Raw genomic sequence first — 13,749 nt, forward strand, 5'->3', positions numbered from 1 at the left:
TTATTTTTCATTATTTTTCCATGATTTTTTCACAATCATACAAAGAGCAAGTGATTATAATACTACCAATTTTATCAACACAAAAAGGCATACTATGACACAAAAATATGACATGACTGAGCTTTGGTCAAAATGGACGGCATTGGTATGGTTAAATGCTATTCTTGGGTTGTTTCTTGGTGGTTTTTTGGATCTTAAATCATGGACGTATAATATAGGTATCTTTTTTGGTATTTGGGTATTTGTGCCAATCTATGTATTTTTGGATAAATATGCGTTGGATTATCAGTATGAACACCTTAGAAAATCTTTATGGATTAGCGTGCTTATTCGGGCGTTGATGCAATTTATAATGATTGTGGATATATTTGCAGGTGGGATAGCATTTGAATTGGTTGGCGGTATTATGGGTTTTAATATAAGTACTCACCCAACGAACATAGGATTTTTTGGAGCGTTTTTCTTGACGGTGGTAACAGGTGGGTTATTATCCGTTGTGGTGGCGATATTGACGGCGGTAATTATGGCAATGATGACGTTTGGTGATTATTTAAAAAATAATGGGGCTAAAAGATGAATAATATTTGGCTAAAATGGACAGGTCTGGTATGCTCCAATGCAATCGTTGGGTTTTTATTTTTGAGTGCTTTTGGGGGTTATTTTAGTAATTGGCTAGAGACATTAAGTTTGATATTGGGCGTATTGGTATTTGTGCCTATTTATGTGATGATAGATAAATATGCCTTAGCACATTATCCAACATTTAGCCTGATATTGCATGATATGGTTATGGGTAGGATTTTAATACAATTTAGTATTCTTACATAATTTGTGGTGGCTTTATTGGCGATAAAAATTTTAACGATGATAACAGGGTTTTATTATACGCCTTATTTTAAAGGTTTTATGCTGATGTTTATATCGGGATTGTTGGTATCTACTTTTATTTTGGGATTGTCATGGATTATTTTTAAAATTAAAACATAAAATCCTGATAACTGCGTGTATTTTTGCCTAATAAATTGATAAAATCATTTTCATCAACCATTTGACTATTTTCTAATAATGTTAAATTATCCATAGAAAACAACGTATTTTTACATATTGGATAAATTATTTTTAAAAATAATTTAGCAAAATATACAGGGATATTGATGATAAAAACAGGCTGTTTTTGATAAAAATTAGTTGCCAGTATTTTTAAATAATCTGTTAATAAAATGGGCGAGCTTGCCATATTAACAACACCACTTTTTTGTAAAGATGTTTGAAAAGATAAAAGATGTAAAAACCCCAACGCCACATCATCAACATGAATGGGCTGTATGATAAAATGACCGCCATTAGGCAAAACCCAAATCGGTAATTTGGCAAGTCTTAAAAACAGCTCGGTACTTGCTCCGCCTTGCCCAAACACCAAAGACGGACGAATGACAGTTACCCTAAAATCATCATCTGCCAATGCCAATAACGCCTTATCGCCACGCCCTTTACTGCCCACGAAGGCAATGGGCGAATGCTTGTCCGCTCCGAGTGCTGAGAGATTTAGCCAATGCTTTACGCCATTTTGTTTGGCGATAGTGGCAAGGTAAACAGGCGTATGATGATGAGTATTTTCCATAAAGGCGGTATCATCACTCATCACGCCAACAGCGTTAATCACCACATCAATATCATCAAATAAATCGGGCGGTATGGTTGGATAATTAAAATCAAGCGTTTTTGATGATAGGGATTTGATGTGATATAAGGGATTTTGACTTAATAAATTATCAATCTTTTTGCCAATAAATCCTGTATGACCGAATAATAAAATGTTCATGGTTATCACATCGGCTTAAATACCATTAAAAACACAATCCCCAATACCGCCAAAAACGCAGGATAACCTGCCAATTCCCATTTTCTGGCATAGTCCCAATAGGATTGGGGTAGGGCGGTGTCGCCATTGTCGTGCGACTGTTTGGCGATGTCTCGCATTTTTAGTTGCCACACGACCACAGGAAGCCAGCACGCCCCCGTAAAGAAAAACAGCACAAGGCTCGCCCAAATCCAAGTGGCAGAAAACGGCATATTTAGGGCGTTCATGAGCCACAGCCCCGAGAAAAACTGAAAAAACACCGCAGGGGTCGTAAACCAAAAATCCGCCCGACACACCCAATGGCTGACGACTGATTGGGCAGGGACACAGCCACTGCGATTGGTTACGAACAGATAAAACGCTGTACCAAAACCTGTGCCTAAAATTATCATGGCGGATAAGATATGCAAGGTTTTGATGAGTTGATATAGGGTAAAGTCGCTCATGGTTTTTCCTTGGTTTACCATAATTTCTGTAAAAACAGAAATAAGTTAATAAAAAAATATTAGGCACGCCCTATCTTACAGCTAACAAAATTGAATTTTACTACGGAAACCGTTCACCCCGAGCTATGCCTGCGGATAAGTTTCCGTCATGGTTCGACAGGCTCACCAAGAACAGAAACCGTAGTACTTTTTCATTTTGTAGAGTGTATTTTGGGTTTGTGATACTCATATAAAAATATCACGATTGCCAAAATAGGTAGAGTTTTTATCATACTACCAAAGGGGTGTAATAATTGCTCTATCAGCAATGATTTTGGTAAAAGTGTTAAAATCAATGTATTATAGCCAATGATGACAATGATTTGGCTAAGCCAAAGCAGATAATGCGTGCGGTATTTAGTCATGATAAATAGGGCAAACATCACATCAATGCCACTGGCTCCGATAAATAACACATCAACAATCACGCCATAAAATCCCATGCCATGCAATAAATCAAGCGATGATGAATGATTAAAAACTATCGGGATAACGCCACTATATAACCATAATAAGGCAAGGGCGTGATAGATATAGTTGGGTATTTTCATAAAATGCCTTTGATTTAATCAGTAGCGTTGATTTTAATTTAAGCAAATAATTGCCGAATGGGGCAAGTGTCATTTTTATTGCCAAATATGTCTTGCAATGTCGGCACCACGCTATTTTTGCTAAAGTGTGGGGCGACTTTATCCAAACGTTTTGCCAATTTTGGTAAATTGTCCGTAGGAACAGCAGGGAATAAATGATGTTCGGCATGATAAAATAAATTAAAGGTCAGGGCATTAACAATCGGATTTCGCTCGGTGCGTCCAATTTCATCACAATCATGATGTAAACCCCATACCGCAATCAATCCTGAACTTGCGTTAATAAAAAACATCACAGCAAATTGATACAGCAATAAGGCAGATTGATAATAAAAAGCACAAAATGATAATAATAAAATACACAGGCTTTCAATGATGATTTTTGGTTTAAAATGTTTTAGGGCGAGATGATAGCCATGCCGATAAATCCGCACACGAAATAATAATCCCCCAAGCAGTGCTTGATACCATGTTTGATGAGCCAAATAATCTTCGGTATCATCATCACTTAATGGCTTGTAATGATGAAATAGATGACTGTATTTCATGCTATGCAAACTGCTAAATGACAATAAACTGATGATGAATAATAATGCCGTTGCCAAATGGCGATGAATGCCTAATGCCTGATGAAATAAATCATGACCTTGCCGATAGGCAGTAATCACAAAAAATACCGAGCAGATAAATGCAAACGCATAATGCGACTGATGAACCAAATACCAAGATACAAGCAAAAAAGGATAGGGCAATGCCACGTTATAAACCTTTTGCCAAAATGTCAAATGGCGTAAATCTTGCCATTGGACTTGTTTTAGATAATTGGGTTTTTTTCATTTTGCTGTCCTATTTATCAAAGTTCTTTGGTAGTTTTGGTAAAAATAATTTACCAAAAATCATCGCTGATATTCCGCCAATGATAGCTAATAATATGGTTATTATAGTATCATTAAAATCAAAGATAAATGGATTTGGGTCAGTTATGATGATTAAGATGGTGATAGAAAATAACACGGATAAACTACCAATTAAAAACAAAAATCCATAATCTTTCGCCTCAATGATAATAAATTCTTTTATGGATAAATAAATGCCTGTCAATAAAGCAGGAATAAAACCAAATAATGTTCCAAAAAATAGAAAGAGTGGGATTAGTCCAAATGAAAAAATAAAACTTTGAAAATAATCAATGGTACTACTTGAATTTCCAAGAATTGATATTAATAATTCCCATAGTTTCGTTAATAATAAGAAAACAAAACCACCTACCGCACCACCCAACAAGATAAATAATAAAATCACCTTTTCTTTTGGATAAATAAAGCCATGTTGTTTGGCATAAGCTAGGATTTCTTTTTTGGTTGCCATTTTATTGCTCGCTTATTTTTATTTCAAAAATTTTTGCACCGTTGCCCCAAGTTTTAGGATTTTATTGAGTGTCGTTGTAGAGAGTTTTAGCATTTCATTTGCCCAAGTGGTGAGCGTATCCACAAAGCCGTGCGTATCCTTAATGCGTTGTTTGACCCCTTCATTTTCCAGTTCAAATTCAGGCGTATTCATGAGTTCATCTAAAAACTGCACGGTAGGGGCAAGCTCTCTTTTGTAGCGTTCTTCTACGATGACCCGAGCGAGCGTCCATACATCGCTATTGGTGGTAAAATAATCCCGTCTGTCGCCTAATATGTGCGTGGTCTGCACAAGATTTAGGCTTTGCAGTTCCTTAATGCTGTTTGAGACGTTGGAGCGGGCGACCCCGAGCGTATCTACGATTTGTTCGGCATTCATCGGCTTTGCCGTGATGAATAGTAGGGCGTGGATTTGGGCGACTGTGCGGTTTACGCCCCATTTACTGCCCATTTCGCCCCAATGCAGGACAAATTTTTCGGTGGTGGGGGAGAGTTTCATGATAGTTGCCTTTTTAACGTTTTTGGATATTTTAGAAGTTTTTATAATTTCTGTCAATACTGAAATTTAAAAATTTACCATGCGGTTAAAATTTTTAAAGTCGGCAAAATCTGCCTTTGTCCATGATAGCTTTCTTATTTATTCATGATAGCTTAGCAATTTACAATCTCATAACATTTCGCCCTTGCAATTTGAGAGAATTTAAGCTAATTTACAACTGTACATATCGCTCTTTGCTGTGTGTGGTATGTACCACAAGGCAGTATCATTCACTTTAACCAACTTTAACCAACATAAGGAAATCTCTATGCGTTACGCCAATCCCAATACAGACGGCTCAAAAGTCAATTTCAAATCCCAATACGAAAACTTCATCGGTGGCGAATGGGTTGCCCCTGTCAAAGGCGAGTATTTTGATGACATTTCACCTGTGGACGGTAAAGTGTTCACCAAAGTAGCAGATTCTACAAGCGAAGATGTTGAGCTTGCCCTAGACGCTGCCCACAAAGCCAAAGATGCTTGGGCTAAGACATCGCCCATGGAACGAAGCAATGTTTTATTAAAAATCGCTGACCGTTTGGATGAACATTTAGAGCTGCTTGCTGTTGCTGAGACGTGGGAGAATGGCAAACCTGTGCGTGAGACGTTGGAGGCGGACATTCCACTTGCCATTGACCATTTTCGTTATTTTGCAGGTTGTATCAGAGTCCAAGAGGGTGGCGTCAGTGAGATTGACCATGATACGGTTGCTTATCATTATCACGAACCACTGGGTGTGGTTGGGCAAATCATTCCTTGGAACTTTCCCATTCTCATGGCAGCGTGGAAAATCGCCCCTGCATTGGCAGCGGGCAACTGTATCGTGCTAAAACCTGCCGAGCAGACACCTGTGAGCATTCTTGTACTCATTGAACTCATCGAGGATATTTTACCAAAAGGTGTGCTAAATGTTGTCAATGGTGATGGCTTAAAAGTGGGCAAACCACTTGCCACAAATCCACGCATTAGCAAAATCGCCTTTACAGGTTCAACCGAGGTGGGTCAGAAGATCATGCAGTATGCAACTGAAAATATCATTCCTGTTACCTTAGAATTAGGGGGTAAATCGCCCAATGTGTTCTTTGCCGATGTTATGGATAAGGACGATGAGTTTTTGGATAAGGCGTTGGAGGGCTTTGCCATGTTCGCCCTAAACCAAGGCGAAGTCTGCACTTGTCCGTCTCGTGCGTTGGTGCATGAGAGTATCGCCGATGAGTTTATCAAGCGTGCCATTGACCGAGTCAAAAACATCAAAACAGGACATCCGCTTGATACCGAGACGATGATTGGGGCTCAGGCAAGCCAAGAACAGCAGGACAAAATCCTAAAATACATCGACATCGGTCAAAAAGAAGGGGCAGAGCTACTAACAGGTGGCGGTGAGCGTAAAGAGAACGAAGATGGTGGATTTTATATTGAGCCGACTGTATTTAAGGGTACTAATGAAATGCAGGTGTTCCGTGATGAAATCTTTGGCCCTGTCTTGACCGTTACGACCTTTAAGGACTTTGATGAAGCTATGCAAATTGCCAATGATACCATGTACGGCTTGGGTGCAGGCGTGTGGTCTCGTGATGGCACGACCGCTTATCGTGCAGGGCGTGCGATACAGGCAGGACGTGTGTGGACAAACTGCTATCACATCTATCCTGCCCACGCTGCCTTTGGTGGCTACAAAAAATCAGGGATTGGGCGTGAAAACCACAAGATGATGTTAAGCCATTATCAGCAAACCAAAAACCTGTTGGTGAGCTATTCACCCAAGACAGCCGGACTTTTTTAATTTTTAGCCTTTAATGTAACTGCCTTTACCTTTAAAAAACAGACAATATGTATTGTCTGTTTTTATTTTAAAATAACGGCCCAAAATGTGGTTCATGATTTTGATGCACTCACTGTACCCAAGCACATCAGAGCAATCTTGTGGTCTTATTATCATGTTGATATGTGTGCCATTTGGGCATTGAGTTAAATCATCTCTAAAAAGTAGGGCTTAACAGGGCATTTATAAAATGTAGTATGATGGTAGGTTTGATGATGATGGTGGCAATCACGCCAAACGCCGCTCCTGATAAATGAGCAAGGTGGTTAATCCGTCCTGTGCCACGTCTGTCTGCCCAAATGCTATAACCGACATAACCAATGGCAAAAATAATGGCAGGAATGGGTATAAAGAACAGATAAATGACCTGCCATGGTGCAAGCAGAATGAAGGCGAACAGTATGGCTGATACACCGCCTGATGCCCCAAGGCTGGTAAAGCGTGGGTTGTTTTTATGGCGAATATAGTCAGGGATACTTGATGCAATGATGGCAAGCACATAAAAACCCACAAAACCTAATGCTCCTAGCTCATGGATATAAAACCGCTCCATGGTTCGCCCAAAAAAGTACAGCGTAATCATGTTAAAAAGCAGGTGCATGCCATCACCATGGACAAAACCACTGGTCAAAAAACGGTCATATTGTTTATGGCGAGCGATACAGATGGGGTCAAAGACGAGCCTGCCGAGAAAAGTTTTGTTTTGCCAGGCCATAAGACTGACAGCGACAGTAATAATGATGATGACGGTGGTATGATTCATGATAAGTAACGCTGATAATGATGAGAAAATGATGTCAGTATATCAAATCCACACAAAGGTGCAAGTATCATGAATGTCTTTATGACAAATAAAAATGCCATCACTGGGATGGCATTTTTAATATCAGGGTTAATATCAGGGCATCTAAGTTAGCCTAATTTGGCGATGATGCTGTTAAAGGTTGCACTCGGACGCATGGCTTTATCAAGCAACTCACGGTTGGCAAAGTAATAACCCTCGGTCTCAACCGCCTGCCCTTGCACACCGTTTAGCTCATTTACGATGGTTATTTCTTGTTCGTCCAATGCTTTGGCGATGGGAGCGAACTCATCAGCCAAGTCTTTGTCCTCATCTTGTGTGGCAAGTGCTGTGGCCCAGTATTTGGCAAGATAAAAATGACTGCCACGGTTGTCAATAGAGCCAAGTTTACGTTGTGGCGACTTATCATTCATAAGCAACGCTTCGGTTGCCTTGTCTAGGGTGGTTGCTAAAATTTGGGCTTTGGTGTTGTTTTCACGTTCAGCAAGATGTTCAAGTGATACCGCTAATGCCAAGAACTCACCCAAGCTGTCCCAGCGTAGATAGTTTTCTTTGTTAAACTGCTGAACATGTTTGGGGGCAGAACCGCCTGCACCTGTTTCAAACATGCCACCGCCATTCATAAGTGGCACAATAGAGAGCATTTTGGCAGAGGTACCAAGTTCTAAAATGGGGAATAGGTCGGTTAGATAATCACGCATGACGTTACCCGTTACGCTGATGGTATCTTCACCGTTTTTTAGGCGATTTAACGTGAAGTTGGTGGCTTCAACCAATGGCATGATGTGGATTTGTAGTCCATCGGTATTAAGTTCATCAAGATAGGTGTTGACTTTTTTGATAATATTGGCATCATGAGCACGGTTTTCGTCCAGCCAAAACACCGCAGGCATCTTAGAGAGTCTGGCACGTTTGACCGCCAAACTGACCCAGTCTTTGATGGGAGCATCTTTGGTTTGACAGGCACGCCAAATGTCGCCCTCTTCTACATTGTGTGATAACAGTATGTTGTCATTTTCATCAATGACCTCTACTTTGCCGTCCGCTTCAATCTCAAAGGTCTTATCATGCGAGCCGTATTCTTCTGCTTTTTGAGCCATCAGACCAACATTTGGCACAGTACCCATGGTTGTAGGGTCAAACGCACCATTTGCCTTACAAAACTCAACGGTGGCGTGGTACAGTGGTGCATAAGTGCTGTCAGGGATGATGATTTTGGTGTCTTGCTGTTTACCGTCCTTGTTCCACATTTGACCTGATGCACGCACCATGGCAGGGATGGAGGCGTCAATGATAACGTCGCTGGGAACATGCAGATTGGTAATGCCTTTATCACTGTCTACCATTGCAACATCAGGATTATTGGCATAGGTGTCGGCGATTAGGGCTTCTATCTTTGTTTTGGTGTTGGCATCTAGCTTATCAAGGTTGGCAAGTAAGTTACCAAAACCGTTATTGACATTCACCCCAATATCATGAAGTTCTTTGCCATATTTATCAAAGACAGGCTTAAAAAATGATTTGACCGCATGACCAAAGATGATGGGGTCTGAGACTTTCATCATGGTAGCTTTCATGTGTAGGCTGTATAGTACGCCTTTTTCTTTGGCATCTTTGACTTGTTCATCTAAAAAATCAACCAAGGCCTTTTTGCTCATAAAAGTGGCATCTAGGATTTCGCCCGCTTTTAGAGTCAGTGGCTTGCGTAGTGCTTTGCTGTTGCCATTTTTGTCGGTAAAAATGATGGAGACAGTGGTAGCATGTGGCATGATGACCGATTTTTCATTGGCAAAAAAATCATGACCGTTCATGGTGGCGACATGGGTTTTGCTGTCAGCTGACCATGCTCCCATGCTGTGTGGGTGTTTTTTGGCAAAGTTTTTGACTGCTTTGGGTGCACGGCGGTCGGAGTTACCTTCACGCAAAACAGGATTGACCGCTGAACCTTTGATGCGATCATAACGAGCTTGAATATCACGCTCTTTGTCATCTTTGGGGTTGGTAGGATAGTCAGGCACACCATAGCCATCATCTTGTAGTTCTTTGATGGTTGCCAAAAGCTGAGGCATGGATGCTGAGATGTTGGGCAGTTTGATGACGTTGGCGTGTGGCTGGGTAACGAGTTTGCCAAGTTTGGCAAGTGCGTCAGGTTGGCGTTGCTCTTCTTTTAAAAATTCGGGGAATTGAGATAAGATACGGCTTGCCAAAGAGATGTCGCTGGTGGTAATGTCAATGCCTGAGCTTTTGGTAAAGGCCTGAATGATTGGCAGTAAAGAGTGCGTGGCAAGGGCTGGGGCTTCATCGGTATAGGTGTAGACAATGGTTGGTTTTGACATAAAAACTCCGAGTTCGTCATGGATGGTGAGTGCAAGTTCGCTTTGCAAGTGGATGTTTTATTTTGGGTCTAATTTTGGGTGCAATCATTCGCATATAACCCAAAACTTGTACTTATTATGCCATATTTTTACCAATTTTCCTAACTTTTTTGAAAGCCTTGTCCGATGAAAAACGCTTGCTAATGTCAGACTTAGTCCACTTTACGGATTTTATAGAGCTTTTTAGCGTACTTTTTAGATTGTCCATAATTTTAAACCACAAGCATCACATATGTCATGACACTCGTGGTTTTTGGGGATTTATTTAAAAAGCATTTTAAGAGGTGCTGGCATCTTTTTTCAACTGGTGTAATGACAGTGCAATGTCAGTACTGATTTCAGAATATTGTGAACCTGAACCAATCATTTCTTTGGCTTTGTCAAAATTTTTTCTATTGATTTCTTTTGCTACTTTACCGATTTCTTTGTGAAATTCTGCATGTTTTTGTTTGCAGTGGTGATAACTTTCAAGACCAGTCAAGGCGTTTACGTTAGCTTCATCATGAAGCCAAACACCTAAGACACATAAATCATCACGAGACACTTTGGCTTCATCTAAGGTCTCTTCATTACCAATGGCTTCTCTTAATTTTCCTTTCCAGTCTGCATGAGCTTTTAATGCTGCACTAAAATCTAGAGGTTGAATGGTTGTATTGGGATTACTCATGGATAAATGTCCTAATTAAAATAACAAGGTTGATTTGCTTGATTTGTCAATATTTATTAATAAAATTTTACTCAAAGTAAAAAGAATTAACAAACCTTTGTTATTTTATCAAATTAAGGGGGGGGGGTCAATATTCTATGGTTAAAAAATTCTGTTTTGTGTTTACAAATCATGGTTTACAAATCATGGTCTGCATTTATACCGTATGGTTGGTGGGATTTATAAAATTGATGGATGACGCTTTTTGGGTGTTGATTTGTGGGAGCGTCCTTTGTCTGTGAGTTTTGTGCTTAGGCTTGATGATAAGCCATGTTTTGGTTGGTTCATGCCTTTTGTCAAAGTTAATTTTGTGTGTTATAATTACCGCCGTATCTTTTTTATTTTCATAGGAAAATCCATGTCCCTAACCAACCCCACCTTAGTATTAAATTGTGGCTCATCATCCATCAAATATGCCTTGATTGGCGAAGATGGTAACAGTCGTATTGAAGGTCTTGCCGAAGCTTTGGGTAATGCTGATGCTCGCATCAAACACAAAAACCTAGACGGTTCAAAAGTGGAGATTGATATCCCAAATTCAGGGGCTCATACCGAAGCCTTGCAAATTATCCTAGGCGAGCTGATTGCTGAGCATAAGCCTGTGGCGGTGGGTCATCGTGTGGTGCACGGTGGCGACAAATTCAAATCAGCGACCGTCATTACCCCTGAGGTATTGGCGACCATTGAAGAGCTGGCAAACCTTGCTCCACTGCACAACCCTGCCAATGCTGCTGGCATCAAAGCGATTAACGCCATTTATCCTAACTTGCCTCAGGTGGCGATTTTTGATACAGCATTTCACCAAACCATGCCTGACCATGCTTACCGCTATGCCATCCCCAAAGAGTTATACACTAAGCACCAAATCCGCCGTTATGGCTTTCACGGCACATCGCATAATTACGTCTCAAACCGTGCCAATGCGTTAAGCGGTCAAGAGGGTAAAACAGGTTGGCTTGTGGCTCATCTGGGTAATGGCTGTTCAGCGACAGCGGTATATGATGGTCAAAGCCTTGACACATCAATGGGTCTAACTCCGTTAGAGGGTTTGATGATGGGTACTCGTTCAGGTGATATTGACCCAAGCATTCATCTGCATTTGCACCGTACTTTGGGGCTGTCTATCCAAGAGATTGACACTTTGCTAAACAAAAAGAGCGGTCTTTTGGGGGTCTCTGGTATCTCTAACGACATGCGTTTGTTAGAACAAGCTGACAAAGAGGGTAATACTGATGCCACGCTTGCCCTTGATATGTTTGCTTACCGTGTTGCCAAATATCTGCTTAGCTTGACCGCAGGCTTGCCAGTATTGACAGGCATTGCTTTTACAGGTGGCGTTGGTGAAAATGGTGCAGACATGCGTGCTAAGATTGTCGGTTACCTAAAACATTTGGGCGTACAAATTGATGCCGATAAGAATGCTGAGCTGTTCCGTGGAGCGGAGGGCAGTTTTCATGCCAAGGATTCTGCTGTTCAGTTGTGGGTCATCCCAACCGATGAAGAGTTTCAAATCATGAGCGAGTCTCGTGCGGTGTTGGGACTATAAAAAACAACAAAAACAAATAATAAAAGTCAGATTTGGGTCTGACTTTTCTTTAAAATTTGATTGATGACTGATTGATAAATTGATAAAAAGATAACCAAAAAGGTAACTTATGAAAACATTATTACTTATCCCTACCACAAGCCAAATCAACATGCAAACCGTGGCTCAAAATGTTGCAGATTTGACCGATGGTACAATTGTCGCCATACCAAGCCATGATGAATTGGTAAATGCCATCAGCGATAATAACCTTGATGACCTCCTAGAAACTGTCATTGCCGAACAGTCTGCTCCTGTGAGTGTGGTGGTGGGTGTGCTTGCCGATGAGAGTCGCCCCTATGCCAACCGTGTCAACCGTGAACTGGCAACAGGTTTTGATGCAGATGTGATTTTGGTGGGTGATAATGACATACGCCTGCCTGTATTTGCATCTGTATTTGGCGGTATCAAAGGTGAACGTATTTGGGGTATCATTGGCACAGCAGAGCTGTCAGGTAAGGTGCAAGTGGTAGCACGTACTGACAAAGGTGGTCATTTATCTGAGATTGATGGCGGTGCATTTGACAATTACAAAACGTCCGAACGCACCCAAAAGCTATCACCTTATGCCTTTCGCAATCAAGTGGTTCGTCTTGCCCAAAATGCCAAAAAACGCATTGTATTGCCAGAGGGTGATGAGCCACGCACCATTGAAGCGGCGGTAATTTGCCAAAATCGTCGTATTGCCCAGTGTGTGCTTTTGGGCGACCCTGCCAAGATTCGTGCGGTGGCAGACGAGCGTGGTGTTACCTTGCCTGATGATATTGAGATTATTGAACCGACTGGTGTCATTGAAAAATATGTCGCCCCCATGGTAGAACGCCGTAAGGGCAAACTTGATGAAGCAGGAGCAAGACAAGCCCTGCAAGATACCGTCTACCTAGGCACGATGATGTTACAAGTGGGTGATGTGGATGGTTTGGTTTCAGGTGCGGTACACACCACGGCTGACACCATTCGCCCAGCGTTCCAGCTTATCAAGACCGCCCCAGAGTATAGCCTAGTATCTAGCGTGTTCTTTATGCTACTGCCCGAGCAAGTGGTCGTCTATGGCGACTGTGCGGTAAACCCCAACCCAACAGCAGAACAACTCGCTGAGATTGCCATTCAGTCGGCAGAGTCTGCCAAGGCATTTGGTATTGACCCCAAAGTTGCCTTGATTAGCTACTCTACCATGAATTCAGGTTCAGGCCCTGATGTGGATACAGTCAAAGGTGCGTTAGAGATTGTTCGTGAAAAAGCCCCCAAGCTAAAAGTGGATGGTCCACTACAATTTGACGCAGCATCTGTGCCAAGCGTGGGCAAACAAAAAGCACCAAATTCTGACGTGGCAGGCGATGCCAATGTGTTTATTTTTCCTGATTTGAACACAGGTAATACCACTTATAAAGCCGTACAACGTACCGCAGGCGTGATAAGTGTTGGCCCTATGCTACAAGGTCTTAATAAGCCTGTCAATGACCTCTCTCGTGGCTGTTTGGTAGATGACATTGTTTATACCATTGCTTTGACAGCGATTCAAGCGGTCTAAATTTGTCAAGTTTATTAAGCTTATTAAGACAAAAAACACATAAAAGGG

At 41.3% G+C, this 13,749-nt stretch carries 14 protein-coding genes; 5 read left to right on the forward strand and 9 right to left on the reverse strand.

Annotated elements, in window-relative coordinates; translation table 11 throughout:
* Window positions 1–94: 94 nt before the first annotated feature.
* Both A7456_RS05195 and A7456_RS05200 read left to right on the forward strand, forming a co-directional pair.
* Window positions 95–577: a hypothetical protein gene (locus tag A7456_RS05195; protein WP_067008275.1), complete on the forward strand. Its 483-nt coding sequence runs from the start codon at window positions 95–97 to the stop codon at window positions 575–577.
* Window positions 574–828: a hypothetical protein gene (locus A7456_RS05200; RefSeq protein ID WP_062500878.1), complete on the forward strand. Its 255-nt coding sequence runs from the start codon at window positions 574–576 to the stop codon at window positions 826–828. The genes A7456_RS05195 and A7456_RS05200 overlap by 4 nt, the downstream gene beginning before the upstream one ends.
* Window positions 829–976: 148 nt before the next feature.
* On the opposite strand, the gene A7456_RS05205 is transcribed toward A7456_RS05200, so the two are convergent.
* The 6 genes from A7456_RS05205 to A7456_RS05230 form a co-directional block, all read right to left on the reverse strand.
* Window positions 977–1,822 carry an NAD-dependent epimerase/dehydratase family protein gene (locus tag A7456_RS05205; RefSeq protein WP_067008277.1) on the reverse strand — a complete coding sequence of 282 codons (846 nt, stop codon included), beginning with the start codon at window positions 1,820–1,822 and terminating at the stop codon, window positions 977–979.
* A gap of 5 nt (window positions 1,823–1,827) precedes the next feature.
* Entirely contained in the window at window positions 1,828–2,307 is a 480-nt protein-coding gene (locus A7456_RS05210; RefSeq protein WP_062500874.1) for a DUF2269 family protein, read from the reverse strand.
* A 191-nt stretch (window positions 2,308–2,498) separates the two neighbouring features.
* On the reverse strand, window positions 2,499–2,897 hold the full coding sequence (locus A7456_RS05215; protein WP_062500872.1) for a DoxX-like family protein: 399 nt from the start codon (window positions 2,895–2,897) through the stop codon (window positions 2,499–2,501).
* 38 nt (window positions 2,898–2,935) lie between these two features.
* Window positions 2,936–3,694: a fatty acid desaturase gene (locus tag A7456_RS05220; protein ID WP_227713293.1), complete on the reverse strand. Its 759-nt coding sequence runs from the start codon at window positions 3,692–3,694 to the stop codon at window positions 2,936–2,938.
* Between the two features lie 88 nt (window positions 3,695–3,782).
* Entirely contained in the window at window positions 3,783–4,304 is a 522-nt protein-coding gene (locus A7456_RS05225) for a hypothetical protein (protein WP_067008279.1), read from the reverse strand.
* An 18-nt stretch (window positions 4,305–4,322) separates the two neighbouring features.
* Complete coding sequence (locus tag A7456_RS05230) at window positions 4,323–4,841, reverse strand: GbsR/MarR family transcriptional regulator (RefSeq protein WP_062501503.1); 519 nt, start codon at window positions 4,839–4,841, stop codon at window positions 4,323–4,325.
* Window positions 4,842–5,148: 307 nt separating this feature from the next.
* On the opposite strand from A7456_RS05230, the gene exaC reads away from it, so the two are divergent.
* Entirely contained in the window at window positions 5,149–6,663 is a 1,515-nt protein-coding gene (gene exaC, locus A7456_RS05235; protein ID WP_067008282.1) for an acetaldehyde dehydrogenase ExaC, read from the forward strand.
* A gap of 196 nt (window positions 6,664–6,859) precedes the next feature.
* Here exaC and A7456_RS05240 read toward each other — a convergent pair whose 3' ends face one another.
* From A7456_RS05240 to A7456_RS05250, 3 genes are all read right to left on the reverse strand, one after another.
* Entirely contained in the window at window positions 6,860–7,465 is a 606-nt protein-coding gene (locus A7456_RS05240; protein WP_066892010.1) for a rhomboid family intramembrane serine protease, read from the reverse strand.
* 149 nt (window positions 7,466–7,614) lie between these two features.
* Window positions 7,615–9,840, reverse strand: coding sequence for an NADP-dependent isocitrate dehydrogenase (locus A7456_RS05245; protein WP_067008285.1), 2,226 nt, complete (start codon window positions 9,838–9,840; stop codon window positions 7,615–7,617).
* Between the two features lie 316 nt (window positions 9,841–10,156).
* On the reverse strand, window positions 10,157–10,546 hold the full coding sequence (locus tag A7456_RS05250) for a CZB domain-containing protein (RefSeq protein ID WP_065255427.1): 390 nt from the start codon (window positions 10,544–10,546) through the stop codon (window positions 10,157–10,159).
* Between the two features lie 397 nt (window positions 10,547–10,943).
* On the opposite strand from A7456_RS05250, the gene A7456_RS05255 reads away from it, so the two are divergent.
* Window positions 10,944–12,131 carry an acetate/propionate family kinase gene (locus A7456_RS05255; protein ID WP_066892001.1) on the forward strand — a complete coding sequence of 396 codons (1,188 nt, stop codon included), beginning with the start codon at window positions 10,944–10,946 and terminating at the stop codon, window positions 12,129–12,131.
* Between the two features lie 109 nt (window positions 12,132–12,240).
* A complete protein-coding gene (pta, locus tag A7456_RS05260) occupies window positions 12,241–13,701 on the forward strand; it encodes a phosphate acetyltransferase (protein ID WP_067008288.1) in 1,461 nt (486 codons plus the stop codon).
* Window positions 13,702–13,749 lie beyond the last annotated feature (48 nt).

Source organism: Moraxella nonliquefaciens (assembly GCF_001679005.1).
Taxonomy (GTDB): domain Bacteria; phylum Pseudomonadota; class Gammaproteobacteria; order Pseudomonadales; family Moraxellaceae; genus Moraxella; species Moraxella nonliquefaciens.

Bases quoted from the DNA above. Each gene is read 5' to 3' on its own strand.
- A7456_RS05250 (WP_065255427.1), bottom strand. From the start codon at position 10,546: ATGAGTAATCCCAATACAACCATTCAACCTCTAGATTTTAGTGCAGCA.
- A7456_RS05240 (WP_066892010.1), bottom strand. From the start codon at position 7,465: ATGAATCATACCACCGTCATCATCATTATTACTGTCGCTGTCAGTCTT.
- exaC (WP_067008282.1), top strand. From the start codon at position 5,149: ATGCGTTACGCCAATCCCAATACAGACGGCTCAAAAGTCAATTTCAAA.
- A7456_RS05225 (WP_067008279.1), bottom strand. From the start codon at position 4,304: ATGGCAACCAAAAAAGAAATCCTAGCTTATGCCAAACAACATGGCTTT.
- A7456_RS05195 (WP_067008275.1), top strand. From the start codon at position 95: ATGACACAAAAATATGACATGACTGAGCTTTGGTCAAAATGGACGGCA.
- A7456_RS05255 (WP_066892001.1), top strand. From the start codon at position 10,944: ATGTCCCTAACCAACCCCACCTTAGTATTAAATTGTGGCTCATCATCC.
- A7456_RS05230 (WP_062501503.1), bottom strand. From the start codon at position 4,841: ATGAAACTCTCCCCCACCACCGAAAAATTTGTCCTGCATTGGGGCGAA.
- A7456_RS05200 (WP_062500878.1), top strand. From the start codon at position 574: ATGAATAATATTTGGCTAAAATGGACAGGTCTGGTATGCTCCAATGCA.
- A7456_RS05210 (WP_062500874.1), bottom strand. From the start codon at position 2,307: ATGAGCGACTTTACCCTATATCAACTCATCAAAACCTTGCATATCTTA.
- pta (WP_067008288.1), top strand. From the start codon at position 12,241: ATGAAAACATTATTACTTATCCCTACCACAAGCCAAATCAACATGCAA.
- A7456_RS05205 (WP_067008277.1), bottom strand. From the start codon at position 1,822: ATGAACATTTTATTATTCGGTCATACAGGATTTATTGGCAAAAAGATT.
- A7456_RS05215 (WP_062500872.1), bottom strand. From the start codon at position 2,897: ATGAAAATACCCAACTATATCTATCACGCCCTTGCCTTATTATGGTTA.
- A7456_RS05245 (WP_067008285.1), bottom strand. From the start codon at position 9,840: ATGTCAAAACCAACCATTGTCTACACCTATACCGATGAAGCCCCAGCC.